The organism is Bacillus sp. PAMC28571 (assembly GCF_014250435.1).
Classification (GTDB): Bacteria; Bacillota; Bacilli; order Bacillales; family Bacillaceae; genus Bacillus; species Bacillus safensis.
Genome location: NZ_CP060191.1, coordinates 3126767 through 3152995, shown reverse-complemented (window position 1 = coordinate 3152995; position 26229 = coordinate 3126767). Strand labels below are relative to the sequence as shown.

The window sequence follows — 26229 nt, the reverse complement described above, 5'->3', positions numbered from 1 at the left end:
GCGTAAGAAAGAAGGTAAATTTGTTGTCATTATTCACCACGTATTACCCGCTGTTGATGCTTTGTGTTTTGTCTGTGTTGTATGTGATGTATCGTATTCAGCCGCTGGCCTCTACTGTTAAAAAAATCATCATTGTGCTCTGTGTGTTAACAAATGCTGCCTATATTTGCTGGCGTCTCTTCTTTACACTGCCGCATGAAGGTACATTTAATATGATAATGGGCATCTTGCTTGTAGCCTGTGAATGTATTGGATTTTTACAGCTGCTTGTGTTTTATACACTTGTTTGGAAGCCTTCAAATCGAAAACAAGTCATGATCAGTGATTTGGACAGGCTGCCAACAGTTGATATTTTCATAGCTACATATAATGAACCAATTGAAGTGCTGAAACGCACGGTGGCAGGCTGTTTGAATCTCTCTTATCCAAAAGGCAGCGTCCACATTTATTTATGTGATGATGGCAAGAGGGAGTCTGTGGAGCAGCTTGCATCTGAGTTTGGCGTTCATTATCTGACAAGAACAGATAACAAGTTTGCTAAGGCGGGTAATTTAAACCATGCGATGTCTCAAACGAATGGGGAGCTGATTCTCACACTTGATGCTGATATGGTCCCCCTTCCTGCCTTTTTAGAAAAGACAGTGCCTTACTTTCATGATGGAGCGACTGCGTTTGTTCAAGTTCCACAGGCGTTTTATAACGAAGATCCTTTCCAATATAATATGTTCTCGAAGGATCGAATTCCAAATGAACAGGACTTCTTTATGCAAACCCTCCAGGCTGGTAAGGATCGGTTCAATGCGGTGATGTATGTCGGGAGTAATACTGTATTTAGAAGAACGGCCTTAGAGGAAATTGGCGGATTTGCTACTGGAGTGATTACAGAAGACATGGCGACCGGAATGCTTCTCCAAGGGAAGTTCAAATCTGTGTCTGTCGGAGAAGTATTAGCCGTCGGTCTGGCACCTGAAAGCTGGCTTGATCTGTTAAAGCAGAGAGACCGGTGGTCGAGAGGGAACATTCAGTGCGCCCGTAAGTTTAATCCATTGAAGGTTCGCGGCTTAACGCTTATGCAGCGAGTTCTTTATTTAGATGGCATTGTGTATTGGTTTAACGGTTTGTTTAAAATGATTTACATTCTTACACCAATATTGTTTTTATTATTTGGTATTCAAAGTTTCTGGGCAGATTTCCAGTCCATTTTTATGTTTTGGCTGCCGGCGTTCTTTAGTTCGTATTTAGCGTTTAAACTGGTGTCGAATCAAAAAAGAAGTATGTTTTGGAGTCATATTTACGAAAGCTCTATGGCATTCCATCTGGCTGGTGTAGCTTTAAGTGAGCTGTTTTTGAAGAAGAGGGTTGAATTCCTTGTCACGCCGAAGGGAATTCAAACGGACAAGAGACATTTTCATTTGAAAACGATGATTCCTCATTTGATCTTCTTGCTGCTCTCATTGCTTGTCCTTGTGAAAATAGGATACGATATGAAGGTAAATGGGACGATGAATGCTGATCTCACGTTGATTAATATTTTTTGGGTGCTTTATAACGGTGCAGGTCTATTCATGGCACTGATTGTGGCGTTTGATCGTCCGCGTTATCGAAAATCAGAGCGGTTTGTCATAGAAAAAGAGGGGCAGCTCTGTTCTGATCATCAAGATGAGTCGATTGCTTGTTTTCTACTAGATATGAGTGATTCAGGTGCGCGTCTATCCATTCCATTGGATCAAGCTTCTTCTTTAAATCAAGGACAAATGCAATTGTTCTTTTCAGAGGATCAAAGTGTGGCGTGTGATGTGGTTTGGAGCCATCCAGATGGAGACAAGCTGATGGTTGGTGTTGCTTTTACTGATACAGAAAAATCAGAGTATCTATCACTGATCCGCTTCTTATTCACACGAGAGCATGTATCGATAACGGATCGTGAGAAAAAATCCTATGCTGTTCGGACATTTCTCCGCTTTGTAAGAGAAACGGAGAAAGTACCAAGGGCTATAAGGCGCAAATGGGTGAGAAGACCGTTGCAAAGCGTGACAGGCACGCTGTCCTATGAGGGCCGGTTAGAAGAGAAGGTGCCGGTGAACATACATGATATTAGTTTATCTGGGTGCAAAATCGAGTCTGAAGCTTCAATTGAATTACATGAGAAAGTGCTGATCACCATTGACACAGAATCTCTCACAGATCAGCAGGCGATTGCAGTCTGGACATCACAAAAACGCGGCCGCACAATGGCCGGACTCAAGTTTGTTCAGCCTGAAATCAAGCAGATAGAAGAAAGAGAGGGAGTGGTTTCTTGAAATCCAAAAACGGCGGTTACCTCTATTTACTATGGCTTCCTGTCATCATGGGAGCCGGCTACGGCATTTCGCTTTTAGTGCCATTTCTTCAGCCTGTCCTGACACTTGGCATCGCAGGTCTTTATATTTTTATGTTTGGTGATTTTCAGGTAAGGCAGGTCAGATATATTTTTATGTTCGTGTTTTTGATCAATGTCCTTTTTAGTGTGATGCTATTTTTGGGCATTTAAAAAAGTGCTTCCCGAGGCGGGGAGCACTTTTTGTTATTCTGCCATTTTTTCGAGGTTGCCGTTCCGGTCCATTTTAAAGGTTGGTGCGGCACTATCGTCCTCTTCAAACAAAACTAGTTTTCTTGCACGGTTCATGATTTTCACGAGTGTTTCATAATCTTCTTGAATGGTGAGCTGATCCTTTTCAAGCTTCTTCACTTCAGCTTCTAGCTGCGAGACTTTATGAGAAAGTTCATTGTTTTCTCGTTTTAAGCGGCTGTTTTCCATACGTAAGGCAGTGGATTGCTGACCATCGCCTTCATAACGGCGTAAGAAATCAATGATATCGTCCATGGTTAATTCTTGATGCTGCCTAAATGGATTTGCTTCCGGCTTTTTCTCTGCCGTATTTGGGGCAGGAGCAGCCTGTGACAATAAATGTGATAAACTAGCTAACTCTTCATTGTAGCTTTGATCCACAAACTGAAGCTGTTCGGCCGTTTCAGCTGCTGGTGCAAATGTTTCTTCCTTTGCTGGCTCCAGTTCCTGTGAGAATTCCTCTTGAGTAACCGTTTCTTCTACTTGCGGCTGATAAAGTAATCGTTTTTTCGCTGGCTGGCCATTGCCAAGTGCGCGCATCCGTTGTTTTCGCTGTTTTTTGGCAAGTGCCAACGCTTTTTCATATTGATGTCTGACGACAGCGTTCCATCTAAATCCGCATGCCGCTGAGGTGCGGTTCAGCTTGTCTCCTACTTCTTCAAACGCATTTAGCTGCGTGCTGCCCTCTCTGACGTGACGTAAGACGGTTTCTGCCAGGAGGAGATCATTTTCCTCTGACCAAGCATCTTGTCTTTGTTTTGACATGTGTTTAAACCCCCATAAGATTTGATGGTATTAGATTAGCCAAGTTCAAGAAGGTTTATACAAGTTTGCTAAAAGGATAGTGGAAAATACTAGCTTTTATGTAAGCGGATGATTGGGGCGGTAAAGCGTCTTGCAAGTCCAGCCGCTTCGATGTACAATGTTGGGTGGTATATTATTCACGATTGGCTGTCCAACTGTTTCATATAGAATGAAGTATCATCATTGAAAGGAAGCGTAAGACCATGGCTAATGAGTTTCGCGTATGTGACGATTGTGATGCGACGAACCTAAAGACGTTATTGCCTCGACTCAAATCGGTTGACCCTGATGCAAAAATTGAGATCGGCTGTCAATCCTATTGTGGTCCAGGACGAAAAAAGGCTTTTGCGTTTGTGAACAATCGCCCATTATCCGCACCAACAGAAGATGAATTACTTGAAAAGGTTCAAAAAAAAGTCAAATAAATGTCACTGAATGTGTTCAGTCGACCTAAAAAGAGGTCCGTCCCTGTCAGGTCGGGCTTTTTACGTCCGTGCAAACTTTGAGAACACATTCACCAGCAAATTCAAGGATGTTTTCGGGAAAAGTTACCCGATATAATAGAAACACGTCTTAAAAAAAGAGGGACGAAACGATGGCGTATCCAAAAGGGAAATTATCTGAGGAAAAGGTATTTAAAGATCCTGTGCACCGTTATGTTCACGTAAGGGATGCATTAATATGGGATTTAATAGGAACAAGAGAGTTTCAGCGCCTGAGACGAATTAAACAGCTAGGAACTACTTATTTGACGTTTCATGGTGCAGAACACAGCCGATTCAATCATTCACTCGGTGTATACGAGATTGTGAGACGAATTGTGGATGATGTGTTTAAAGGGCGGCCTGAATGGGATGAAGGGGAGCGCGAGCTTGTACTTAGTGCAGCCTTGCTTCATGACCTCGGACATGGTCCATTTTCTCATTCCTTTGAAAAGGTCTTCCACTTAGACCATGAATCGTTTACAAGAGATATTATTTTAGGGCAGACGGAAGTCAATGAAGTGCTCCGCCGGGTGAGTGATGATTTCCCGAAGCATGTGGCTGAAGTCATTGCCAAAACGTATCAAAACAAACAGGTGGTCAGTTTGATCTCAAGTCAAATTGATGCCGACCGAATGGACTATTTGCAGCGTGATGCCTACTATACAGGCGTCAGCTACGGCCACTTTGATATGGAACGTATTTTACGTGTGATGCGCCCGAGAGAAGATCAGATTGTGATGAAGCAGAGCGGGATGCATGCGGTTGAGGATTATATTATGAGCCGCTATCAAATGTACTGGCAAGTCTATTTCCACCCAGTGACACGCAGTGCGGAAGTCATTTTAACGAAAATTCTTCACCGTGCAAAAGAGCTGCATGAAACGGGTTATATTTTCACACATGCCCCCGTTCACTTTTATTCAATCTTTGAGGGGAATGTCACCACAGAGGACTATATTAAGCTGGATGAATCCATTGTCTTATTTTATTTTCAGGCGTGGGAAGATGAAGAAGATCACGTGCTGGCTGATTTGTGCCGCCGTTTTATGAACCGCCGATTGTTCCAATATACAGAGTTTAATCCAAATGAAGAAATGACGAAATATTTCAAGCTGACCGCCTTGTTCAAGGAGGCAGGAATTGATCCTGACTACTATTTAGTGGTCGACTCTTCTTCTGACTTGCCCTATGACTTCTACAGACCAGGGGAGGAAGAAGAGAGGCTGCCAATCCACCTTTTGACGCAAAGCGGTCATATTAAAGAACTGTCGAGACAGTCAGATATTGTTGACGCCATTTCCGGTAAACGAAGAACCGATCATAAACTTTATTTCCCGATGGACTTAATTGTAGATATGTCGGAAAAAGCTGAAGAAAAAAAGGCGATCATGAAGCTGCTTGGTTTGGGATAAGGAAGTACTGAAAAAGGAGATGTCGGGAATTTGTTGAAAGAGCATGCAAAGTTGATGAAGGTATTCTCTGAATCAGGGGAAATCGTTGGACGGAAGAAGCTGCAAAAGATGATTTACATAGCAAAGAAGCTAGATTTGCCTTTTTACGAGAAATACGATTTTCATTTTTATGGCCCCTATTCAGAGGAGTTGACGCTCAGAATTGAAGAGCTGTGCAACCTTGGATTCTTGGACGAAATGAAGGAAAAAAAGGGCGGATACTATCAATATCGCTATTCGCTGACGGACAATGGGAAAGAGTTTCTCGATCAGTGTGAAGTGGACATGCCTGACCTCAAAGCGCTGACGCAGCAGATGAACGAGCAATCATCCCGTTTCCTAGAGCTTGTCTCAACGATTTTATATTTTGATAACCTGCCAGAAGATGAGGTGAAGGAAAAGGTCTTCACCATTAAAAGCAAGCAGCGCTATACGGACGAAGAATTTGAGGCGGCCCTTGCTTATATTGATCAGTTGAAGGAATTGAACTAGTTGAACAAAAGCCCGACTTTTAGGGCTTTTTTTGTTTTGTAAGACCCAGACCAAAAGCGCTATTTTTCGATGAAATGTGTGTCAAAATATCCGAAAAATTAGTGAAAATGACGTAATTCGACTTTCTTCCTGTGCATCTAATTCCCTGTTTTTGACTGAATAGAAGGAAAATGGTGAATTTTCAGTGAATATATAACCTTGTGAAAAACAAAGGAGGGATAGGAATGAAAAAGCGTTCAGTCTTTTTGTCATTTTTATTGGTAGGTAGTTTGTTACCGGGGGTAAGTTCAGCTTCAGCACCAGTAGCGAGTGCAGGTCATGGGCATGATCATGGTCATGCGCCGTTCGAAACCCATATTAGTGATGGGTTGCCAAAAGCAAAAGATTTTAAAGATTTGAAGACAGCACCTCCAATTGAACGAGATGTGACAACAAAGGTATTAGATGAGTCTGGTAAGCAGGTAGGCTCAAGAACCTTTAAGGCCAATACAGGAGATTCAATTTCAACAAAAGCAAGCACAGGCAGTCAGAAGGTCACTGTCTATGCGGTCGCTGATGCGCAGTATCGTGCGAAATATAGTGACTGGCAAACACGGATTGTCAGCATCATCGAGCAAGCAGATGTCACGTTTAACCGTGATCATGATGTGGACTTTGTCGTACAAGCCGTAGGATCATGGACGTCTTCGGGTTCAAATGCAGAGCAAATTTTGTCTAACCTTGCGCGCAGCTTTGATGGCAGAGGATATGACTTTGTCACTGGATTTACAGCAAATCCAAACTTTGATGCTGGCGGAATCGCTTATGTCTACAATAGTGCACCAAGCGGAAGTGCATTCGCCGTTAACCTTGATCAAGGAACAGCGAACACTGCAAAAGCGGCTACGCATGAATACGGTCATAACTTTGGCTTACCGCACGACCCTCAAGGAAGCGGCATTGTCTGCTTAATGAATTATGATTATTCCTACACAGTCGATTTCTTTGATGCGGCTCATAAAAATCAAGTGAATCGTAATAAAGCTTGGTACAGATAAATAAAATAAGAGACAAAAGGACAAACACCCATGTGCTTGTCCTTTTTTTATGCTTACAGGTCGCTGATGCGTTTTCCTGCTACGGCATAGTGTTCTTTTTTCATTTCTTCAATAATAACAGAGACTTTTTCTGCCCCTGCGCCTGTTGTTTCTACAACGGCATCAGTGACTTTCTCCACAAGAGCTCTTTTCTGCTCGTCTGTTCTTCCTTCAAGCATTTGAACGGTGACAATCGGCATGGCGAAAACCTCCTTTTTCCTTTAATGCTACGCTTCCCTTTAGTTTAAGGGACTTCTTATAGTATACTGAATGAAGTAAATCATTGTATAGAAAGAAAGAGGGATTCATGCCTTTGAACCAATTTCTTGTTTATCCATTAGAACTTATTCCATATGTCGCCATTACGCTTGTTGTTGCATTTACGATGCACGAGCTGGCGCATGCATATGTTGCGTACCGATTCGGAGACCCGACGGCTAAGAATCAAGGGAGACTGACGTTAAATCCACTGAAGCATCTCGATGTATTCGGAACGATTTTGATCTTTGTGGCCGGGTTTGGCTGGGCGAGACCTGTACCGGTGAATCGTTACCATTTTAAAAAACCGCGCTTAGCAGGGATTTGTGTCTCCATTGCTGGGCCATTAAGTAACTTAGTGCTGGCGTTTTTGGGCTTTTTTGTGTATGTGCTTCTTCAGAAATTTGGCGGGGAGTGGATCATGCGCTTTGAGCCGGGAGTCGATAATTTCTTTTTAATCTTTATTAACTTAAACGTCATCTTGTTCCTATTTAACTTATTACCACTTCCGCCGCTGGATGGGTATCGGATTATTGAGGACGTCGTCAGCCCCCGTATCCGGGCGAAAATGACGCAATTTGAACAATATGGGATCATTATTTTTCTCATATTCGTGATCACACCGCTGGGACAGTTTGTGTTTGGTCCATTGATCGGAATGCGGGATCAAATCATACACTGGTTTAATCTTATTTTGAAGCCGCTGCTTTAGGAGGTTTAATAAATGGAAGGTAAAAAGAAGAAACCAATTGGTTTTAACATCATTAAAAAAACAGATGCAACCGACGGACATGGAGGCTTTGGGGCAGGTGCACTCAGCCTTGATAATATCTCGCCAGTCATCATTGATGTAGAGGAAAAGGAAGCTGTCATTGATATTGGTGCCATGCATGCAAGAAGTGCCGTCGAAAAAGGAATTAAATTTTTGAAAACAAAAGAAGAGGTGCCGAACGGAAAACCGTATTGGCTTGTATGGGTGACGATTGACCGCAGAGAAGAAGGGCCTTATTATGCAGGTGTGACGGCTTGTGAAATGACCGTTGACCGTTCGATCCGCCGCGGGTATAAGTCACTTCCAGAGCATGTGAATTTAATGGATAAATCGATGAAGCGAAAAATTGTCGTTAGTCATATGGATGACGTTTCCAAAAAGGTGCTGGCTGATTTCTTAAAAGGTCATAATCAAGCGCTATGGGACGCATCAACAGATGAATTAAAAGAAGGATTGGCTGTCCCTGAATAATTGTGAAATTTTTGTGAAGATTGGCGGATGGCTACCAATTCTCTCCGGTTTTTGAGTAAACTGGTGTTAAAGCTAGGACATGGAGAATCCCGAGATGCAGATCTCGGGGTTTTTCATGTCTTTTTTAACGTTTCAGCCACTTTTCCCACCATTTCTTTGGCTTTTGATCTTGAACTGGTTCCTGCTCAGAGGCTTTGTCCTCAGCACCATAGCAGACACCTGTCGGCTCCGTTCCTTCTATAAAATAGGTGAATACCTTTGATTCACATCCTGGACCTGCGAGGTCGCCGGTTTTTGGATTGATATATACCCCTTTGACACCGTCTGGCGGCATGAAGGAAGAGGCTGGCTGCTTCGAGAGAGCTGATTCCATAAAGGAAGCCCATATTTTTTTCGCATAGGCCGTTTCTTCGACTGAGTCAATGGTGCGGCCTTTATCATAGCCTGTCCATACACCTGTGACGAGCTGGGGAGAGAAGCCGATCATCCAGCTGTCGGCGCCTGTAGTCCCAGACTTTCCTCCGTATGTTCTTGTAAGGTCCTTTATAATGGTGCGGCCAGTGACACTTGTATAGCCGTTTAATTGATCATTGAACATGCCTGACATCATGTCGGTGGTGACAAATGCTGCTTTTTCATCGAGGATTTGTTCTCGTTTTTGTTTCTCTTCAAAAAGCACATTACCTTTTGCGTCGGTTACTTTCGTAATAAAGGTTGGTTTGACGCGTTTTCCGCCATTGACCAGCATGGCGTAAGCATTGGTCATTTCAATGGGTTTCACAGGAGACGTGCCCAGGGCAAGAGAGGGTACTTGATCTAGTTTCTCCTTGATTCCAAATGTCTTGCCAGCACGTACAAGCTGTTCCATTCCTAAAAATAGATGGGTCTTTACAGCGTAAATATTATCAGACAGTGCTAAAGCTTGAAGCATTGTAATGCCGTCATTGGCGTAATAGCCGTGATAATTGCTTGGTGAATAAGCGGCATCGCTGCCTTGATCATCTAATTCAAACACCGTTTCCTCACTGCGCATGACGGTTGCGGGTGTAAACCCGTTTTGCAAGGCAATGTAATAAAGAAGGGGTTTCATGGTTGAACCGGGCTGCCTTTTTGCTTGTGTCACCCGATTGAATGGACTTTTCTCATAATCCCTCCCGCCTATGAGGGCAAGTACATGCCCTGTTTGAGGATGGATGGCGGCAAAGCCGATTTGGATTTCTGATTTGGAATTCATCGTATTTTTTAACGTCTTTTCTGCGATTTTCTGTAATTCTGGATTGAGAGTCGTTTGGATATGAAGCCCATAGGTTTCAATCTGTTCCTCAGTTAACCCCAAACTTTGTTTCAACTCTCGAATCACATCGTCATAAAAATACGGGGCTTGCTTTGCTTGCAGCTGCTTCTTTTGCAAAGGGCGATAGGACAGCTTTTCTTTCGCAGCGTCATCGGCTGCTTTTTTCGTAATCATGCCATCCTCGTGCATTTGTCTCAAAATCATATTCTTTCTTGCGCCGGCTTTCTCCTCATTCACATAAGGGGAATAGAGAGAAGGCCCCTTTGGGATACCGGCAAGCAGGGCAGATTCAGCGAGGGTTAAGTTCTTTGCTTTTTTCCCGAAATACAGACGGGACGCTGCTTCCACACCGTACGCTCCGTGACCATAATAAATGGTGTTCAAGTATCCTTCTAAAATCTCATTTTTTGTATAGTTTTGTTCTAAACGAATCGTGTAAAAGGCTTCATTCCACTTCCGCTTCCACGTTTTATCATGATCTAAATACAGATTTCGTGCATATTGCTGGGTGATCGTGCTGGCACCTTGCACCTTAGCCATGGCACGAATATCGGCCACCGCAGCACCTGCCATCCGTTTCACATCAAAGCCATGATGCTCATAAAAGGTTTTATCTTCAACAGCGACAACTGCCTGTCTGATATGAGGAGACATCTCCTTTAATGGCACCCAATATCTCTTTTCTCCAAAGCTGGATTCTCCAAGCTTTGAGCCATCGGCTGCATAAATGGTCGTGGATTGGGGAACTTGAACAGAAGGGGCACCTTGCCATTTAGCTATCAATAGAATCGTCAAAAAGACGGTACCTGCAAATAGAAAAGCGAGCAAGCCGATAAAAAAACAGGCTCGAATCGTTTTCACGGTCATGCGGATTTTTTTATTACTCATGATTGTGTCCATGCAAAGCCCCCATTTTGACGGTTTTTTATCAGTATGGAACAAAGAAAACCGTTTTAAACAAGCGATTGCAGGAGCGCTTTAAAAAATGAAGAGAACTCATGCGGTTCTTTACAATTTGATATGAATCCACTATACTTTTTTCTTGGACAATCGATATAGTCAAAGCCGATAAAAGGCGCTAACAATAGATGTTTGTTTATTATTGGATGAGAGGAAGATGAACAATGAGCGAACTTTGGTATACAGAGAAGCAAACGAAGAATTTTGGTATTACATTGAAGGTGAACAAAACCCTTCACACAGAACAAACAGACTTTCAGCATTTAGAAATGGTGGAAACAGAAGAGTTTGGCAATATGCTGTTTTTAGACGGCATGGTGATGACATCTGAGAAAGATGAGTTTGTATACCACGAAATGGTGGCACATGTTCCTCTTTTCACTCATCCAAAACCGGAAAATGTTCTTGTCGTAGGTGGAGGAGATGGCGGTGTCATTCGTGAGATCCTCAAACACCCAAGTGTGAAAAAAGCGACACTTGTTGATATTGACGGAAAGGTCATCGAATACTCGAAGAAATTCCTTCCTTCTATTGCTGGGAAACTAGACGATCCTCGTGTAGATGTGAAAGTAGGAGACGGTTTTATGCACATTGCTGAAGCTGACAACGAGTATGATGTGATCATGGTTGACTCTACTGAGCCAGTTGGACCAGCTGTGAACCTGTTCTCTAAAGGATTTTACGCAGGAATCGCAAAAGCACTCAAAGAAGACGGTATTTTCGTTGCACAAACGGACAACCCTTGGTTCACACCTGAGCTGATTACAAATGTACAGCGTGATGTAAAAGAAATTTTCCCTATTACGAAGCTTTACACAGCGAATATTCCAACGTATCCAAGCGGTCTTTGGACATTCACCATCGGTTCAAAAAAATATGATCCACTTGCTGTAGAAGACAGCCGTTTCTTTGATATTGAGACGAAATATTACACAAAAGAATTGCACAAAGCGGCATTCGTTCTGCCGAAATTTGTGAGCGACTTAATCAAATAAATCAAGCGAAATGGACATGCGCAAATGACGGTTTGCGCATTTTTTGAAGCGTAAAAGGAGGAATCTTGCATGAGATTCGACGAGGCTTATTCAGGAAAAGTGTTTATTGGAAGTCATCCGACATGGGAAGATGCAAAGGTCATTTTATACGGCATGCCGATGGACTGGACAGTCAGCTACCGCCCAGGTTCACGTTTCGGTCCGAACCGCATTCGTGAAGTATCGATCGGTTTAGAGGAATACAGCCCTTATTTAGATCGTGAACTGCATGAGGTGCCATTCTTCGATGCGGGTGACATCCCACTTCCTTTTGGGAATGCACAAAAAAGCTTAGATTTAATTGAAGAGTATGTCGACAGCATTTTAGAAAAAGGGAAGTTTCCATTAGGAATGGGCGGCGAGCATCTTGTGTCTTGGCCGGTTTTCCGTGCGATGTATAAGAAATACCCTGATTTGGCCATCATCCATATGGACGCACATACGGATCTTCGTGAGGAATATGAGGGTGAGCCGCTTTCACATTCAACACCGATTCGTAAAGTTGCAGGACTGATTGGACCTGAAAATGTATTCTCTTTCGGCATCCGTTCTGGGATGAAAGAAGAATTTGAATGGGCAAAAGAAGCGGGTATGCACATTTCTAAATTTGAAGTGCTGGAGCCATTGAAGCAAGTATTGCCAAAGCTAAAAGGGCGTCCAGTATATGTGACGATCGATATTGATGTACTTGACCCAGCTCATGCACCTGGTACAGGAACGGTAGATGCTGGCGGTATTACATCAAAAGAGCTGCTTGCATCCATTCATGCGATTGCAGGATCTGACGTCCAAGTCGTTGGGGCAGACCTAGTCGAGGTAGCACCTGTATATGATCACTCTGACCAAACAGCGAATACAGCGAGTAAGCTTTTACGCGAAATGCTGCTTGGATTTGTGAAATAATCAGTTGATAGAGGAGCTTGTCATCTCATGTGGACAAGCTCTTTTTTTTACATTGGTCAAAAAATAAAGGAGGGAGCTCATGTTTTCGTCAATATTGATGGTGTTCCTCGCTTTATGTGTGTTAGGGGCAGGCTTTCTCACATTGAAACGAGAGCTCGCAGCTGATCCGCCTGTTTTTGCTTCAAAGAAGGAAGCAAAGGAAGAGATGCTGGGGCTGTTTCACGATCGAGGCTTTTTCTATCTGACAGCCATTGCGTTATTCATGCAGTTATTTAAAAAGGATCAAATCGCACCATTTGATTTTTTTCAGGCATTTTTGGCAAGTTCAGGCATACAGGCTCTTTTTTACTTAATGAAAAGAAAAGACTTAGGTGTAAAGGCTGGACTTGTCGTAGTGGTCAGTTGTATTTTTCTTTTTTTCTAAAGGGATGGCTGAAGATGAAAAACGAAGTTTAATCGTCGTGAAGAAGAGAAATGATGGTATGATAGGCGATCATGATTATGGTATACTATTTTAGTTAAACGGGTCTTAGCAAAGGAAGTGCAAAATGACACAAAACCAAATTTCAATTCATGTAAAGTCAGTGATGAAACCAGAGACGGAGCCGGCTGAAACGATCGAATTCCGCACGACTGGAACGTACCAAGAGAAGAATGACAAAACGTATCTCACTTACCATGAAGAACATGAAATGGGTCAAGTAAAAACCGTTGTGAAAATGAGTGAAAAAGAAATTTTTGTGATGAGATCAGGGGCTATTCAAATGAAGCAGCGCTTTCTTATTGGAGAAACGACCGTCACACATTACACGATGCCATTCGGTACACTTCAGCTAGATGTGCACACACATGGTATTGATCTCGATGTGGACAAGGGGTTGCTGCACATTACGTACGATATGCTGACAGGAGAAGATCAAAAGCATTTACATACATTATCGATTTCGTATAAGGAGGATTTACGTTCATGAATATCGCAGAACAGGTCAAAGATGCGTTAAAAGAAGAAATCATAGCGGCAGTCGTCAAAGCAGGACTTGCCGATGAAAGCCAGGTGCCAGATGTCTTTTTAGAAGTGCCGAAAGACAAAACTCACGGAGATTACTCTACCAACATGGCGATGCAGCTTGCCCGCATTGCGAAAAAAGCACCTCGTCAAATCGCAGAGGACATCGTCAATGCGTTTGATAAAGGGAAAGCTTCCATTGAAAAACTGGATATCGCAGGTCCAGGATTCATTAACTTTTATATGAACAATCAGTATTTAACAAAGCTCATTCCAGCTGTTCTTGAGGCAAAAGAAGCTTATGGCGAAACGAATACAGGCGGCGGTCAAAAGGTGCAAGTCGAATTCGTCTCAGCCAACCCAACAGGTGACCTTCACCTTGGACATGCCCGCGGTGCAGCTGTAGGAGATTCCCTTTGCAACATCCTTGATAAAGCAGGGTTCGATGTGAGCCGTGAATACTATATCAACGATGCAGGAAATCAAATCAATAACCTCGCTTTATCTGTAGAAGTACGTTATTTTGAGGCACTCGGTCTTGAAAAAGAAATGCCTGAAGACGGCTACAGAGGAGAAGACATCAAAGGCATCGGACAAAAGCTTGCGGATGAATTTGGTGACCGTTTCGTGCATGAGCCGGAAGAAGAGCGGATGAAGTTCTTCCGTGAATACGGCTTGAAATACGAATTAGAAAAATTACGTGTAGACCTTGAGAATTTCCGTGTGCCATTTGATGTATGGTATTCAGAAACTTCTTTATATGAAAACGGAAAAATCGAACCAGCGCTGGAAACACTTCGTGAAAAAGGCTATGTCTTTGAAGAAGACGGCGCAACATGGCTCCGTTCAACTGATTTTGGCGATGATAAGGACCGTGTACTGATTAAAAAAGACGGCAGCTTCACTTACCTGCTTCCAGACATCGCATATCATAAAGACAAATTGGACAGAGGCTTTGACCAGCTCATTAACATTTGGGGAGCGGATCATCACGGCTATATTCCTCGGATGAAAGCGGCGATCCAAGCACTTGGATATCCAGCTGACAAGCTTGAAGTAGAAATCATTCAGCTTGTGCATCTTTACAAAAACGGCGAAAAGATGAAGATGAGTAAGCGTACAGGAAAAGCCGTCACAATGCGTGATCTGATTGAAGAAGTCGGCTTAGATGCGACTCGTTATTTCTTTGCGATGAGAAGTGCGGCGACACATATGGACTTTGACCTAGATTTAGCGATTTCTACGTCTAACGAAAACCCTGTGTACTATGCACAATATGCACATGCGAGAATTTGCAGCATGCTGCGTCAAGGTGAAGAAAAAGGCTATGAACCGAACCTTGAAAAAGCCGATTTCTCTCACATTCAATCGGAAAAAGAATACGATCTTCTGAAAATCATTGGCAGCTTCCCAGAAGTTGTAGCAGAAGCAGCTGAAAAGCGTATTCCGCACCGCGTGACGAACTATATTTATGACCTTGCATCAGCCCTTCACAGCTTCTACAATGCCGAGAAGGTCATTGACGCAGAAAACGAAACAAAAACAACAGCACGTCTTTCACTCATGAAAGCAACACAAATCACGCTTGCGAATGCATTAAAACTAATTGGTGTATCGGCACCGGAGAAGATGTAATGAAATGAAAGAAAGCCCCACTCTATTGAATGAGTGGGGCTTTTTCGTATAAAACCCCGCTATCCTCAAGAGATAGCGGGGTTTTGAAAATTATCCAAGCGTATTAATTATGTTAGAAATAGAATCAAATAATTGGCTAAGTACATCAGAGAACATATTTTTGCCTCCTCTCTTTTCTTTTTACATCTACTTAACGAAGGGAATGAAGGGTTGGATCACTTTTTCTAAAAAAATTTTAAAAAAGATAATGGCATAGAAAAAAGCACCGCCTATTCGGGTGCTTTTTGGCCTTAAGTTATGAATGAATGCGCAGCTTCACGTCTCCATTTGTACACGCTAGCTGAACGTTTCCACCAATCGGGAAGGTGAAGACTGGCTGTGTATGTCCGATATCGACGTCGTAAATCACTGGGATGTGTTTGAGCATTGGGTGCTTATCTAGGATGAATCTTAAGTGCTCCTCTGTCATGTTGGATTTCTTCTGAAAGCGCCCGATGATCAACCCTTTGATTGATTGTGCATGCTGCAAGAGCGAAATAAGGTCTCTGGCGAACATTTCAGGGAACACCAACTCATCATCCTCCACAAATAAGATCGCATCCTTTACATTCGGCATAAACGATGTCCCTTGTAGTAAGTTCAGTGTACAAAGGTTTCCGCCAAACAAGGTGCCTTCAGCTGTTCCTTCCTGATATATGTTCCATTTCGTCGGATGAAACTGCCTGTTCGCTTGATCTAAATACCACGCGTCATCACTCCATTTTGTAGAAGGAATCACATCAAACGGTTCGCCGCCGTTCATCAAGCAAGCTTGAAACATAGCGGTCTGCTCCTCCTGTCCCTGTTCCATTTGAAAGCTTGAGAAATGGGGGCCAGAATATGTCACCATATCACATTTCGCTGTAATGGCGTTTGCAAGTGCAGTGATATCACTATAGCCGCAAAGGACTTTAGGATGCTGACGGATCAGGTCGTAGTCAATATAAGGCAAAAGTTCATTGCAGTTAAAGCCTCCGATGGCTGTCAAAATACCATCAACCTCATCATCTTTGAACGCCTCATGGAGATCAGACAAGCGGTGTTCAATAGATGATGAGGAATGAAGGTCACATTCAAACACGTGCTGTCCAAAAGAGACAGTGAAGCCTAAAGACTCTAAACGTTTTTTCGCTTGAGCAATTCCTTCTTTTGATAAAATGCTTGCACTTCGGCTTGGGGCAATGACACGTATATGGCTCCCTTTTTTAAGAGGTGAGGGGGTATGCATAAACAGATCTTCCTTTCCATCACATATTTCTTTATTATATCGGATCAAATAGCGAAAGTCTGTAAAGGCTAGGAGAAAGGATTGGGTCGTGCGTTTCATACAAGCTGTGCAAAGGGTATGGAAGAGAAAAAGACAGAATGAGGGCGGAGAATGTGAAAAAGAGAAGACTGGAATTTTTATTTTTATATTTTATGATATTCGGGGCATATGTGGTGTATTGGTGGACTGTGCCGGCGTGGAGCGTTCAGCTGTACGCAGCGATTTATATCGCCATTATTTTATTTAGTATCATCTCACTCATGCTGGAGAACCGTACATCACAGCACACGTTGTTATGGATATATGTGCTCATTTTTTTCCCGATCATTGGCTATATGTTCTATCTGTTCTCAGGGCAGCTCTATGTAAAGGGTCATTTATTCAAATCAAAGAGAATGTATAACCGCGAGAAATTACGCAGAATCTCTGAGCTTGAGAGTAAGCCGAATGAGTCAAGTTTAACCGATAATCAGCGTGCTTTTTTTCATTACACAGAAAAAGCAACAGGTATGCATGTGAACACAAATAGTGATATGGAGATTTTAAAGAATGGGGAGGAGACGTTCCCCAGAATTTTTGAAGAGTTAAAAAAGGCAAAATCGTTCATTCATATTGAATATTACATGTTCAAATCCGATTTCCTCGGCCACCGGATGATGGAGATTTTGATTGAAAAAGTGAAAGAAGGGGTAGAGGTCCGTTTCATATATGATGCGGCTGGCAGCATCCGCTTCTCGCGAAAAGATATTAAACGCTTGAAGCAGGCAGGGGTTAAGGTCGCTCCTTTTCTACCTTTAAAATATGGATTCTTTAATCAAAAATTCAATTTTCGAAATCACCGAAAAATCGTCATTATTGATGGAGAGACAGGGTTTGTCGGCGGGTTAAATGTCGGCAAGGAATACGTAGGACGGGATGAAAAGATCGGCTTTTGGCGTGATACACATGCCATGTTAAAGGGTGAGGCTGTTCAGACCCTTCACTCCGTTTTTATGCTGGACTGGGAGTATGTATCAGATGAAGTGTTAATTGATGATCCGAAGTATCATACGCCGCATTCTGTGACAGGCGAGGATGTCATTCAGGTTGTACCAACTGGACCTGATATGAAAGAAAGTATGAGTGATTTATATGATGCCCTCATTTCTAATGCGAAACAATTTGTCTGGATTGCCACACCTTACTTTGTACCAAACGAATCGATTCGCACTGCGCTCAAAATCGCTGCCACAAGAGGGGTGGATGTCCGGGTGATGGTACCGGAGATCAATGACGGCTTTCTCACGCAATATGCCACACGATCCTATTTTTCTGAGCTTCTAAAAGAGGGCATCAAGGTGTATCACTATCAAAAAGGGTTTATGCATCAAAAGGTGATGATCTCAGATGGAGAACTCGCATCTGTCGGCACCGCGAATGTCGATATGAGAAGCTTTCAGCTCAATTTTGAGGTCAATGTCTTTACAGCTGCGAAAAAGCCAATTGAGCAATTGATGGCCCACTATGAGGAAGATATGAAGGAATGTGAGCAAATGGGTCCTGTACATTTTTATAAAAGAGGCTTAAAAGAGCGGTTGAAGGAATCATTTGCCCGGTTGTTTTCTGGCGTATTATGAGGATTTCCAGTCAAAGAAATCATTTCCTGATCTAGTATTTTGAAGAGGATTCCTCTATAATTGAAAATGATTATCAATTATAGAGGAAATGAGGTTCTTTTACATATGCTAAAACGCTTTTTCGCCTATTACAGGCCCTATCGCGGTCTGTTCTTTTTAGATTTCTTTTGCGCTGTCGCAGTTGGATTGATGGAACTTGGTTTCCCGCTGATTGTGAACTACTTCATTGATACATTATTACCAACAGGGAATTGGAAGGTCATTGCATGGACCGCACTTGCTCTGTTTATCATTTATGCACTCAGCTCGGTTATGCAGTTTATTGTGTCGTACTGGGGGCACATGTTAGGTATCAATATTGAAACAGATATGAGGAAGAAGCTGTTTGATCATTTTCAGCGTCTCTCATTTAAGTTCTTTGACAACAACAAAACGGGTAAGCTTATGTCTCGAATGACAAATGACCTCATGTACATTGGTGAGGTGGCTCATCACGGACCTGAGGATTTGTTTATTGCAATTATGACGATTCTTGGCGCCTTTGCTGTCATGCTGATGATTAACTGGCAGCTGGCTATTTTAACCTTCTTGATCATGCCAGTCATCATCTGGCTCGCTCTTCATTTTAATAAGAAGATGACGCAGGCGATTACACAGCTGAACAATGACATTGGAGACTTTCATGCAAGGGTTGAAAACAATATTGGCGGCATTCGTCTTGTGCAAGCCTTTGCCAACGAACATTTCGAGAAAAAGCGTTTTGCTGAAAACAACAACCGCTTTCGGAAAGCGAAGCTTCTTTCATATAAAATCATGTCGGTCAACGGCTCAATCAGTTACATTCTCACCCGTCTTGTGACACTGTTTGTCCTTCTGGCAGGGACATGGTTTGTTCTGCAGGGTCAATTAACGGCAGGTGGATTTATCGCGTTTGTTCTCATTACAAACGTCTTATTCCGACCGATTGATAAGATCAACACAGTGATTGAAATGTATCCGAAAGGAATTGCGGGCTTTAAAAGCTATGTCGATTTACTTGAAACAGAGCCAGATGTGAAGGATACAGAGGGAGCTCGTGATGTATTCGGACTAAAAGGTGAAATTGAATATCGAAACGTGACATTTGGCTACAATGAGCACAGCCATGTGTTAAAGGATATCGATTTGAAGATCAAACAAGGAGAAACTGTTGCGTTTGTCGGTCCCTCAGGAGCCGGGAAATCGACGATTTGCAGTTTGCTGCCACGTTTTTATGATGTGGATAAAGGGGAGATTACGATTGATGGTGTGAGTACAAAATCGATGACCCTGTCTTCTTTAAGACAGCAGATCGGCATTGTGCAGCAGGATGTCTTTTTATTCTCAGGCACCATTCGAGAAAACATCGCGTACGGCAACCTAGAAGCCAGCGATGCAGAGATTTGGGAGGCTGTACGTCGTGCGCATTTAGAGGAACTCGTTCAGCGTTTCCCAGAAGGATTAAATACGGTGATAGGCGAGCGCGGCGTCAAATTGTCAGGCGGTCAAAAGCAGCGCTTGTCAATTGCGCGGATGTTCCTAAAAAATCCTTCGATTCTTATTTTAGATGAAGCCACATCAGCACTTGATACAGAAACAGAAAAAGCCATACAAGATGCACTAAGCGAACTGGCTGTCGGCAGGACAACACTCGTCATTGCCCACCGCTTGGCAACAATTAAACACGCCGACCGTATCATCGTCGTGACAGAGGAAGGCATCCAAGAACAAGGCCGCCACCAAGATCTCATTCAAATGGGCGGCGTATACAGCAGACTGCATGAAGCGCAGTTTGGTCATTGATCAGCGCGTAGACAGCCTCGCATTCGCCCGCAGTTCTGCGTGCCGGTGCTCACGAATGTCAATTCGCTCCGCTCCGGTACTCGTCCTTCCTAGGGCTGCAAAGGTTTTCTATCACGCTGAATGAAAAACAATCTGAGCCCTTTTGATAAAGGGCTTTTTTTGTTAGGATAGAAAAAACGTTTGTAGGAAGGATCTGATGGAATGAAGGGGCTTCGGCGATTACAAAAGGGCGATAAGATCGGTATTTTTTCACCTTCTAGTCCTGCATCAGCGACCTCGCCTCTTAGGTATGAGCGGGCGAAGAAGTGGCTTGAGCAAAAAGGATTCATTGTGGTACCAGGATCATTAACAGGGAAAAAGGATCACTACCGTTCAGGTACAATTCAAGAACGAGCAGATGAGCTGAATGAGCTGATGGCTAAAAGGGACTTGTCGTGCATCATGTCAATGATTGGCGGGACGAATTCAAATAGTTTGCTGCCTTATCTTGATTTTGACCTGCTGAAACAACATCCGAAAATCATGATCGGTTATTCAGATGCGACAGCGATTCTTTTAGCGGCGTACGAAAAAACGGGACTGCCTGTTTTCTATGGGCCGGCGCTTGTTCCTTCTTTTGGCGAGTTTGAACCGTTTGTCACTTATACATATCAGTCGTTTGAGGACATCCTGATGTCCCATCAAACCATTCCTTATCAGATTGAAAAACCGCCTTTTTGGACAGATGAACGAATCAATTGGGAAGAAAAGACGCGTGACAAAAAGCAGCGTCCGAATGATTGGCTGTGCGTCATAGAAGGACAGGCAGAAGGCAGATTGATCGGCGGGAACTTGAATGCGATGTACGGCATATGGGGAAGTGAGTTCATGCCAGCCATCCAAAACGGAGACATCCTTCTCATTGAAGATTGTATGAAAACCGCGTCAGTTGTAGAAAAGAACTTCTCTTTATTGAAAGTAAATGGAGTGTTTGAACGGGTATCTGGGATTCTCTTAGGAAAACATGAGCTGTTTGATGACGAAGGGACGGGCAAAGAACCTTACGAGATTTTACTTGAGGTGCTCGGGGAGACAAAAAGACCGCTCATCGCTGACTTTGACTGTGCCCATACGCACCCGATGCTTACGATGCCAATCGGGGCACAAGTGAAAATGGATGCATCCTCCAAACAAGTTTGGTTAACAAAAGAGTGGATATAGCAAAAGAGCAGCCCGAGGCTGCTCTCCCAGCATGTAGACAAACCCGCGCATTCGGTGTCAGGTCTGCGTGCCGGTACTCACGAATGTCAAATTCGCTCCGCGCCGGTACTCGTCCTTCCTAGGCTGCAAAGGTTTTCTATCACGCTGAAAAGAAGACAAAGAGCTAAAATCAACATCATTTTAGCCCTTTGTCAACCAATCTGAAAGAGCAGCCCGCTGCTGCTCTTCTTTATGAAACCGTCTCTTTTTCAAACGGCTGAAGGAGGTCTTGCGCTTTTTTCCCCTCTACGACAATTAAGTAGTCAGACTCTAAATGAGTGAGCCTGAAGGTTTCAAGCTCTACGATGTTCTTAATGCTACACATTGTTTTTTTAGAATACACATATATACGATGCTGAGCCTGCTGGCACTTTTCATAAAGAGAAATAAGCTTATGTAAATTCAACGCTTTCGCAGCGATTCGGATTGAATAGATTTGAGACATCTTCATATCCTCCTGTTAATTACTTTCTCACAATAGCTTTGTTACCCCCATTTGCACAAAGGTAAACCTTTCTCTATGATTTCCACTCAATGGTTCCTCCGCCCGTTCGTTTATTGCCCCTTATCGCAGACAGCTCTTCGACTAGACGGAGCAGAGCCTGATCCTTTAATTTTGCTTCAATCATGAAATCTACATCCCGGCCATACGGTTTTAATGCTTGAAAAAGCGGTAAGACAAAATTCATATCTACTCCATCTGCATGACTGCGTATAGCTTTTTCTGATTTTGGTGAAGACAAATGGATTTTGGGCGGAATGCCAGTGTTTGTCCACGTGTCGAACATTCTTGACAGGATGTCATCGAGTGCGGCATCGTCATCTTTATTTGCCACGTGATGATGGTAATCAAAAACAAACGGAATGTCATGCTTTTCACATACACCAAGCGTTTCGAGCGACGTATATGTTTTGTCATCGTTCTCAAGTGTCATTCTCGCTTTGATATGAGCTGGAAGCTGTTTGATATTTTCATCAAAGCGTTGAAGAGCCGATTCTTTATCGCCGTACGCCCCGCCTACATGAATGTTCATGTAGGCTTCCTTATCGAGCTTCATCGCCTCAAGCATCTGATAATGATACGTCATATCGATGACGGCATTTTCTGTAATGGAAGGTTTGGGGCTAGTAAACAAGGTGAATTGATTGGGGTGAAAGCTGACCCGTAAGCCGTGCCGTTTCACCAGCTTGCCGATCTCAAGAAATTCTTTGTGAAAAGGTGTCACAAAGTCCCAGAGCACCTCTGGATGGGTCGCGAGCGGGACGATCGAGCTTGAAAAACGGTAAAGCGGGATATCATGAGCAATGGCGAAATAAAGCGTTCTTAATGTATTCACGAGATTGGCCTTCGTTGTTCGCAATAAAGCCTCTTTTCTTTCTTCCTTAGCGAGCTTGCTGTATCTAGCAAAGGTCAGTGACTTGGCAGGAGAAGCCTCCCACAAGGTGACGGCATTTGATACATAACCAAATCGATAACGCATAGGTCATCTCCTTTATAAAAAATACGAGAACATGGCGGCAACCCACTCAAGCGGCCGAGTGAAAAGCGGGCGCTTTGACAATGTTTCTTCTGTCAAGATCTCAGAAACCTCCATATGCTCCCGAATCTTTTCTTCTACGTGTGCAGTAAAAGCGGGATCATCAATGGCTACATCTACTTCTTCGTTTAAAAACAAGCTGCGTTTATCAAAATTCGCGGTACTGATCATACAGCGGCTGTGATCAATCAAAATGGCTTTCGAATGATAAAACCCTTTATAAAAACGATAAACAAGACATCCAGAGGCAATGAGGTCCTTCAAATAATGAAAGCCAGCCTCTTTGACAAGTGGATGATCCGCTTTCATTGGAATGATGATTTCAACTGTGACGCCCCGCTTTCGTGCATCAAGCAGCGCCTTTAGAAGAGGGGCTGATGGAATAAAATAAGGCGTACAGATGATGATCTGTTTCCTCGCCTGCTGAATATCTTGGAGAAATAAAGCTTCTAAAGAAAAGCCGGCAGTCGCGCGTGTTGTGCATTGTAATGTTCCCGGTTCCAATGCAGGGAAAACCTCATATTGCAGCTGATGAATGCCAGACGAACGGTACAAATCATTCAGAAACACATGCTGGAGATCTGCGACAACCTGTCCGGTCATCCGCAAATGATAATCCTTCCAAATGCCAAACCGGCCTTTCTTCCCAACATATTCATCGCCTATATTAAATCCGCCAATATAGCCAATTTTCCCATCAATCACCGTAATTTTACGGTGATTTCTCATGTTTAGACGGTAAATCAAAAAAGGAAAACGAGGCTTATTTAAAAAGTAGAATTGAATCCCGCTTCTTTCTAGCATGTCAATCGCCTTTTGATCAAACGGATAGGAGCCTAATCGGTCGGTCAGCAAAAAGACGGAAACTCCTTGCTCTGCTTTGGCTTTCAAGGCTTGTAAGACCCTTTGACCAATCTTGTCGTTCTTTACAATAAAGAACATCATATGAATAGAAGAAGAGGCCTGCTGTATATCGGTAAGCAGCTGATCGAAAAATGGTTCGCCATCATGATAAAAGGCGGCATCGCCGCTTGTTTGGTTAAAAGACCGTTCAAATGCGTGAGTAGAAAAATATTTCCTCCCCATATAAAGGTCTAACATCACGAGCAAAACGATGGCAATGAGTACGAGTAGGATGATCAATGCGATCATGAAACTTCCTCCTTTTTTGCATATTTCAATAGTGTACCCAAACGCGTAAAAAATATTGACTGAATACTCATTCATTATTTATGATAGAGGTACAACATGGAAACGGAACAAAGTGGGTTTTGGGAATGAAAGGGGGAGCAAGATGAATAGCCTTTTAATTATCAACTTGATCGCATTTGCGGCGGTGACCGCTTACGCAGTGTATTTGTTTGTTTATCTCATTCGAACACGAGCGGCGTATATTCGTCTTGGTAAAAAAGAAGAGTTTCAACAAGACATGAAGAAACGCTTAGAGCGTGTTTGGGTCAATGTATTTGGGCAAAAGAAGCTGTTAAAGGACAAGAAGAGCGGCATCATTCATGTGCTGTTTTTCTACGGATTTATCCTTGTACAGTTCGGAGCCCTTGATTTTATTCTGAAGGGGCTTATTCCAGACAGCGGGCTTCCTTTAGGTCCGGTGTACGGCGTCTTTACGTTTTTCCAAGAGATTGTCACACTTCTCATTTTAGTGGCCGTTGTATGGGCGTTCCATAGAAGATACGTGGAGAAGCTTGTTCGTTTAAAACGAGGCTTCAAATCGGGTCTAGTGCTTTTATTTATTGGCGGCTTAATGCTGACAGTGTTACTTGGGAACGGCATGAACATCATCTGGCATGGACACTCTCTATCACCAACTGAGCCAATCGCTTCTAGTATTGCTTTCTTGCTGGGCGGAATTTCACCTCTGGCGGCTGCCATTGTTTTTTATGCCGCATGGTGGGTGCATCTTCTTATTTTGCTGACATTCTTAGTATATGTTCCGCAGTCAAAGCACGCCCATCTGATTGCAGGGCCTGTGAACGTATTTGTCAGCAGATTAGACCCGCCAGGCAAGCTGCAAAAAATCGATTTTGAAGATGAGACACAAGAGACCTTCGGTGTGGGGAAAATTGAAGACTTCCGTCAGTCTCAGCTCATCGATCTTTACGCTTGTGTGGAATGTGGGCGCTGCACGAATATGTGCCCGGCAACAGGGACAGGGAAGATGCTGTCTCCGATGGATTTGATATTAAGGTTAAGAGATCATTTAACCAATAAAGGGGCCGCTATTACATCAAAGACACCTTGGGTCCCGCAGCTAGCCTTCAAGCAGACAACAGGAAACCAGCTGGCACTGCAGGCGAGAGGAGCAGGTGCGGAAGAGTCGGCTGCCAGCTCGATATATCATCCTTCTCTTATTGGAGAGGTCATTACAGAAGAAGAAATCTGGGCATGTACGACGTGCCGAAACTGTGAAGACCAATGCCCTGTCATGAATGAACACGTTGATAAGATTATTGATATGCGCAGATATCTTGTGCTGACCGAAGGGAAAATGGACGCGGATGCACAGCGTGCCATGACAAGCATTGAGCGCCAAGGGAACCCGTGGGGGCTGAACCGGAAAGAAAGAGAAAATTGGCGTGAACTGAGAGAAGATGTGCATGTGCCGACAGTGAAAGAGCTGAAAAAAGCAGAGCAAACCTTTGATTATTTATTCTGGGTTGGGTCAATGGGGGCATATGACAATCGAAGCCAAAAGATTGCGCTTGCCTTTGCGAAGCTACTCAATGAAGCGGGGGTCTCCTTTGCGATCCTAGGCAATAAAGAGAAGAACTCAGGTGATACACCAAGAAGACTCGGAAACGAATTTTTATTCCAAGAGCTTGCTGCAAAAAACATTGAAGAATTCCAGAAAAACGGCGTTACAAAGATCGTCACGATTGATCCACACGCCTATAACTTATTTAAAAATGAATATCCAGACTTCGGACTTGAGGCAGAAGTGTATCATCATACAGAATTACTGGCAGAGTTAGTGAAAGAAGGGAAAATAACACCTGAACATGAAGTAAACGAAGTGATTACCTTCCACGACTCTTGCTACCTAGGCAGATATAACGAAGTGTACGACCCGCCAAGAGACATTTTAAAAGCCATTCCTGGTGTGACGCTGAAAGAAATGGAGCGCAATCGTGAAACTGGTATGTGCTGCGGAGCAGGCGGGGGCTTAATGTGGATGGAAGAAGAGACGGGTACCCGGATTAACACTGCACGAACGGAGCAGGCGTTACAGGTCCAGCCGTCCATCATCAGCTCAGGGTGTCCTTATTGCTTAACGATGCTGGGAGATGGGACGAAGGCGAAGGAAGTAGAGGAGCAGGTAGGCACATTTGATGTCGCCGAACTTCTTGAAAAATCAGTGTTTGGTGAGTCTGGAAAGCAAGTGTCGTAAACATGACAGGCCGATGAATAGGATGTTCATCGGCTTATCCATGGCGCTGTTTCA

Annotated in this window: 24 protein-coding genes; 17 read left to right on the top strand and 7 right to left on the bottom strand. The window is 43.4% G+C overall.

Annotated features, from left to right (window positions below; all coding sequences use genetic code 11):
• Positions 1-23 precede the first annotated feature (23 nt).
• Together H7F25_RS15980 and H7F25_RS15975 are read left to right on the top strand one after the other, a co-directional pair.
• Complete coding sequence (locus H7F25_RS15980) at positions 24-2300, top strand: glycosyltransferase (protein ID WP_172881233.1); 2277 nt, start codon at positions 24-26, stop codon at positions 2298-2300.
• Positions 2297-2530 carry a DUF5970 family protein gene (locus tag H7F25_RS15975; RefSeq protein WP_024426379.1) on the top strand — a complete coding sequence of 78 codons (234 nt, stop codon included), beginning with the start codon at positions 2297-2299 and terminating at the stop codon, positions 2528-2530. The genes H7F25_RS15980 and H7F25_RS15975 overlap by 4 nt, the downstream gene beginning before the upstream one ends.
• A gap of 33 nt (positions 2531-2563) precedes the next feature.
• Here H7F25_RS15975 and H7F25_RS15970 read toward each other — a convergent pair whose 3' ends face one another.
• Positions 2564-3373 (bottom strand): RsfA family transcriptional regulator, encoded by an 810-nt coding sequence (locus tag H7F25_RS15970; protein WP_025093853.1) that lies wholly within the window; start codon positions 3371-3373, stop codon positions 2564-2566.
• 242 nt (positions 3374-3615) lie between these two features.
• Between H7F25_RS15970 and H7F25_RS15965 the strand changes: the two genes are divergently transcribed.
• The 4 genes from H7F25_RS15965 to H7F25_RS15950 all read left to right on the top strand — a co-directional run bounded on the left by H7F25_RS15965 (position 3616) and on the right by H7F25_RS15950 (position 6877).
• Complete coding sequence (locus H7F25_RS15965) at positions 3616-3837, top strand: YuzB family protein (RefSeq protein WP_003215259.1); 222 nt, start codon at positions 3616-3618, stop codon at positions 3835-3837.
• A 170-nt stretch (positions 3838-4007) separates the two neighbouring features.
• On the top strand, positions 4008-5309 hold the full coding sequence (locus H7F25_RS15960; protein WP_007497716.1) for an HD domain-containing protein: 1302 nt from the start codon (positions 4008-4010) through the stop codon (positions 5307-5309).
• Between the two features lie 30 nt (positions 5310-5339).
• Positions 5340-5840: a YwgA family protein gene (locus H7F25_RS15955; protein ID WP_024426378.1), complete on the top strand. Its 501-nt coding sequence runs from the start codon at positions 5340-5342 to the stop codon at positions 5838-5840.
• Positions 5841-6064: 224 nt separating this feature from the next.
• Positions 6065-6877, top strand: a complete 813-nt coding sequence (locus tag H7F25_RS15950; RefSeq protein WP_044330968.1) for a zinc-dependent metalloprotease — start codon at positions 6065-6067, stop codon at positions 6875-6877.
• Positions 6878-6930: 53 nt separating this feature from the next.
• On the opposite strand, the gene H7F25_RS15945 is transcribed toward H7F25_RS15950, so the two are convergent.
• Positions 6931-7116: a 2-hydroxymuconate tautomerase gene (locus tag H7F25_RS15945; protein WP_012011601.1), complete on the bottom strand. Its 186-nt coding sequence runs from the start codon at positions 7114-7116 to the stop codon at positions 6931-6933.
• 113 nt (positions 7117-7229) lie between these two features.
• Here H7F25_RS15945 and H7F25_RS15940 point away from each other — a divergent pair, with 113 nt between their 5' ends.
• Both H7F25_RS15940 and H7F25_RS15935 read left to right on the top strand, forming a co-directional pair.
• Entirely contained in the window at positions 7230-7886 is a 657-nt protein-coding gene (locus H7F25_RS15940) for a site-2 protease family protein (protein WP_024423770.1), read from the top strand.
• A 12-nt stretch (positions 7887-7898) separates the two neighbouring features.
• Positions 7899-8417 (top strand): YwhD family protein, encoded by a 519-nt coding sequence (locus tag H7F25_RS15935; RefSeq protein ID WP_024423769.1) that lies wholly within the window; start codon positions 7899-7901, stop codon positions 8415-8417.
• Between the two features lie 124 nt (positions 8418-8541).
• Here the strand turns inward: H7F25_RS15935 and H7F25_RS15930 are convergent, their stop codons facing one another.
• Entirely contained in the window at positions 8542-10611 is a 2070-nt protein-coding gene (locus H7F25_RS15930) for a transglycosylase domain-containing protein (protein WP_024423768.1), read from the bottom strand.
• 224 nt (positions 10612-10835) lie between these two features.
• Between H7F25_RS15930 and speE the strand changes: the two genes are divergently transcribed.
• From speE to argS, 5 genes are all read left to right on the top strand, one after another.
• A complete protein-coding gene (speE, locus tag H7F25_RS15925) occupies positions 10836-11666 on the top strand; it encodes a spermidine synthase (RefSeq protein ID WP_024423767.1) in 831 nt (276 codons plus the stop codon).
• Between the two features lie 69 nt (positions 11667-11735).
• On the top strand, positions 11736-12608 hold the full coding sequence (gene speB, locus H7F25_RS15920; RefSeq protein WP_024423766.1) for an agmatinase: 873 nt from the start codon (positions 11736-11738) through the stop codon (positions 12606-12608).
• Between the two features lie 79 nt (positions 12609-12687).
• A complete protein-coding gene (locus tag H7F25_RS15915) occupies positions 12688-13032 on the top strand; it encodes a hypothetical protein (RefSeq protein WP_025093864.1) in 345 nt (114 codons plus the stop codon).
• 124 nt (positions 13033-13156) lie between these two features.
• Positions 13157-13579, top strand: a complete 423-nt coding sequence (locus tag H7F25_RS15910) for a YwiB family protein (RefSeq protein ID WP_003215400.1) — start codon at positions 13157-13159, stop codon at positions 13577-13579.
• Entirely contained in the window at positions 13576-15249 is a 1674-nt protein-coding gene (gene argS / locus H7F25_RS15905) for an arginine--tRNA ligase (RefSeq protein WP_024423765.1), read from the top strand. Before H7F25_RS15910 ends, argS begins: the two co-directional genes overlap by 4 nt.
• A 295-nt stretch (positions 15250-15544) precedes the next feature.
• Here argS and H7F25_RS15900 read toward each other — a convergent pair whose 3' ends face one another.
• Positions 15545-16516 carry a S66 family peptidase gene (locus H7F25_RS15900; RefSeq protein ID WP_185853912.1) on the bottom strand — a complete coding sequence of 324 codons (972 nt, stop codon included), beginning with the start codon at positions 16514-16516 and terminating at the stop codon, positions 15545-15547.
• A gap of 137 nt (positions 16517-16653) precedes the next feature.
• Between H7F25_RS15900 and cls (H7F25_RS15895) the strand changes: the two genes are divergently transcribed.
• From cls (H7F25_RS15895) to H7F25_RS15885, 3 genes are all read left to right on the top strand, one after another.
• Positions 16654-18171: a cardiolipin synthase gene (cls, locus tag H7F25_RS15895; RefSeq protein WP_373393823.1), complete on the top strand. Its 1518-nt coding sequence runs from the start codon at positions 16654-16656 to the stop codon at positions 18169-18171.
• Positions 18172-18276: 105 nt separating this feature from the next.
• Complete coding sequence (locus H7F25_RS15890; RefSeq protein ID WP_185853911.1) at positions 18277-19992, top strand: ABC transporter ATP-binding protein; 1716 nt, start codon at positions 18277-18279, stop codon at positions 19990-19992.
• 201 nt (positions 19993-20193) lie between these two features.
• Entirely contained in the window at positions 20194-21192 is a 999-nt protein-coding gene (locus tag H7F25_RS15885) for a S66 family peptidase (RefSeq protein WP_044330951.1), read from the top strand.
• Between the two features lie 229 nt (positions 21193-21421).
• Here H7F25_RS15885 and H7F25_RS15880 read toward each other — a convergent pair whose 3' ends face one another.
• The 3 genes from H7F25_RS15880 to cls (H7F25_RS15870) all read right to left on the bottom strand — a co-directional run bounded on the left by H7F25_RS15880 (position 21422) and on the right by cls (H7F25_RS15870) (position 23921).
• Positions 21422-21676 (bottom strand): hypothetical protein, encoded by a 255-nt coding sequence (locus H7F25_RS15880; protein WP_024423759.1) that lies wholly within the window; start codon positions 21674-21676, stop codon positions 21422-21424.
• A gap of 73 nt (positions 21677-21749) precedes the next feature.
• On the bottom strand, positions 21750-22712 hold the full coding sequence (uvsE, locus tag H7F25_RS15875) for a UV DNA damage repair endonuclease UvsE (RefSeq protein ID WP_044330948.1): 963 nt from the start codon (positions 22710-22712) through the stop codon (positions 21750-21752).
• A 12-nt stretch (positions 22713-22724) separates the two neighbouring features.
• Positions 22725-23921 (bottom strand): cardiolipin synthase, encoded by a 1197-nt coding sequence (cls, locus tag H7F25_RS15870; protein WP_044330945.1) that lies wholly within the window; start codon positions 23919-23921, stop codon positions 22725-22727.
• A gap of 142 nt (positions 23922-24063) precedes the next feature.
• On the opposite strand from cls (H7F25_RS15870), the gene H7F25_RS15865 reads away from it, so the two are divergent.
• Complete coding sequence (locus H7F25_RS15865; protein ID WP_185853910.1) at positions 24064-26175, top strand: heterodisulfide reductase-related iron-sulfur binding cluster; 2112 nt, start codon at positions 24064-24066, stop codon at positions 26173-26175.
• The last annotated feature ends 54 nt before the right edge of the window (positions 26176-26229 follow it).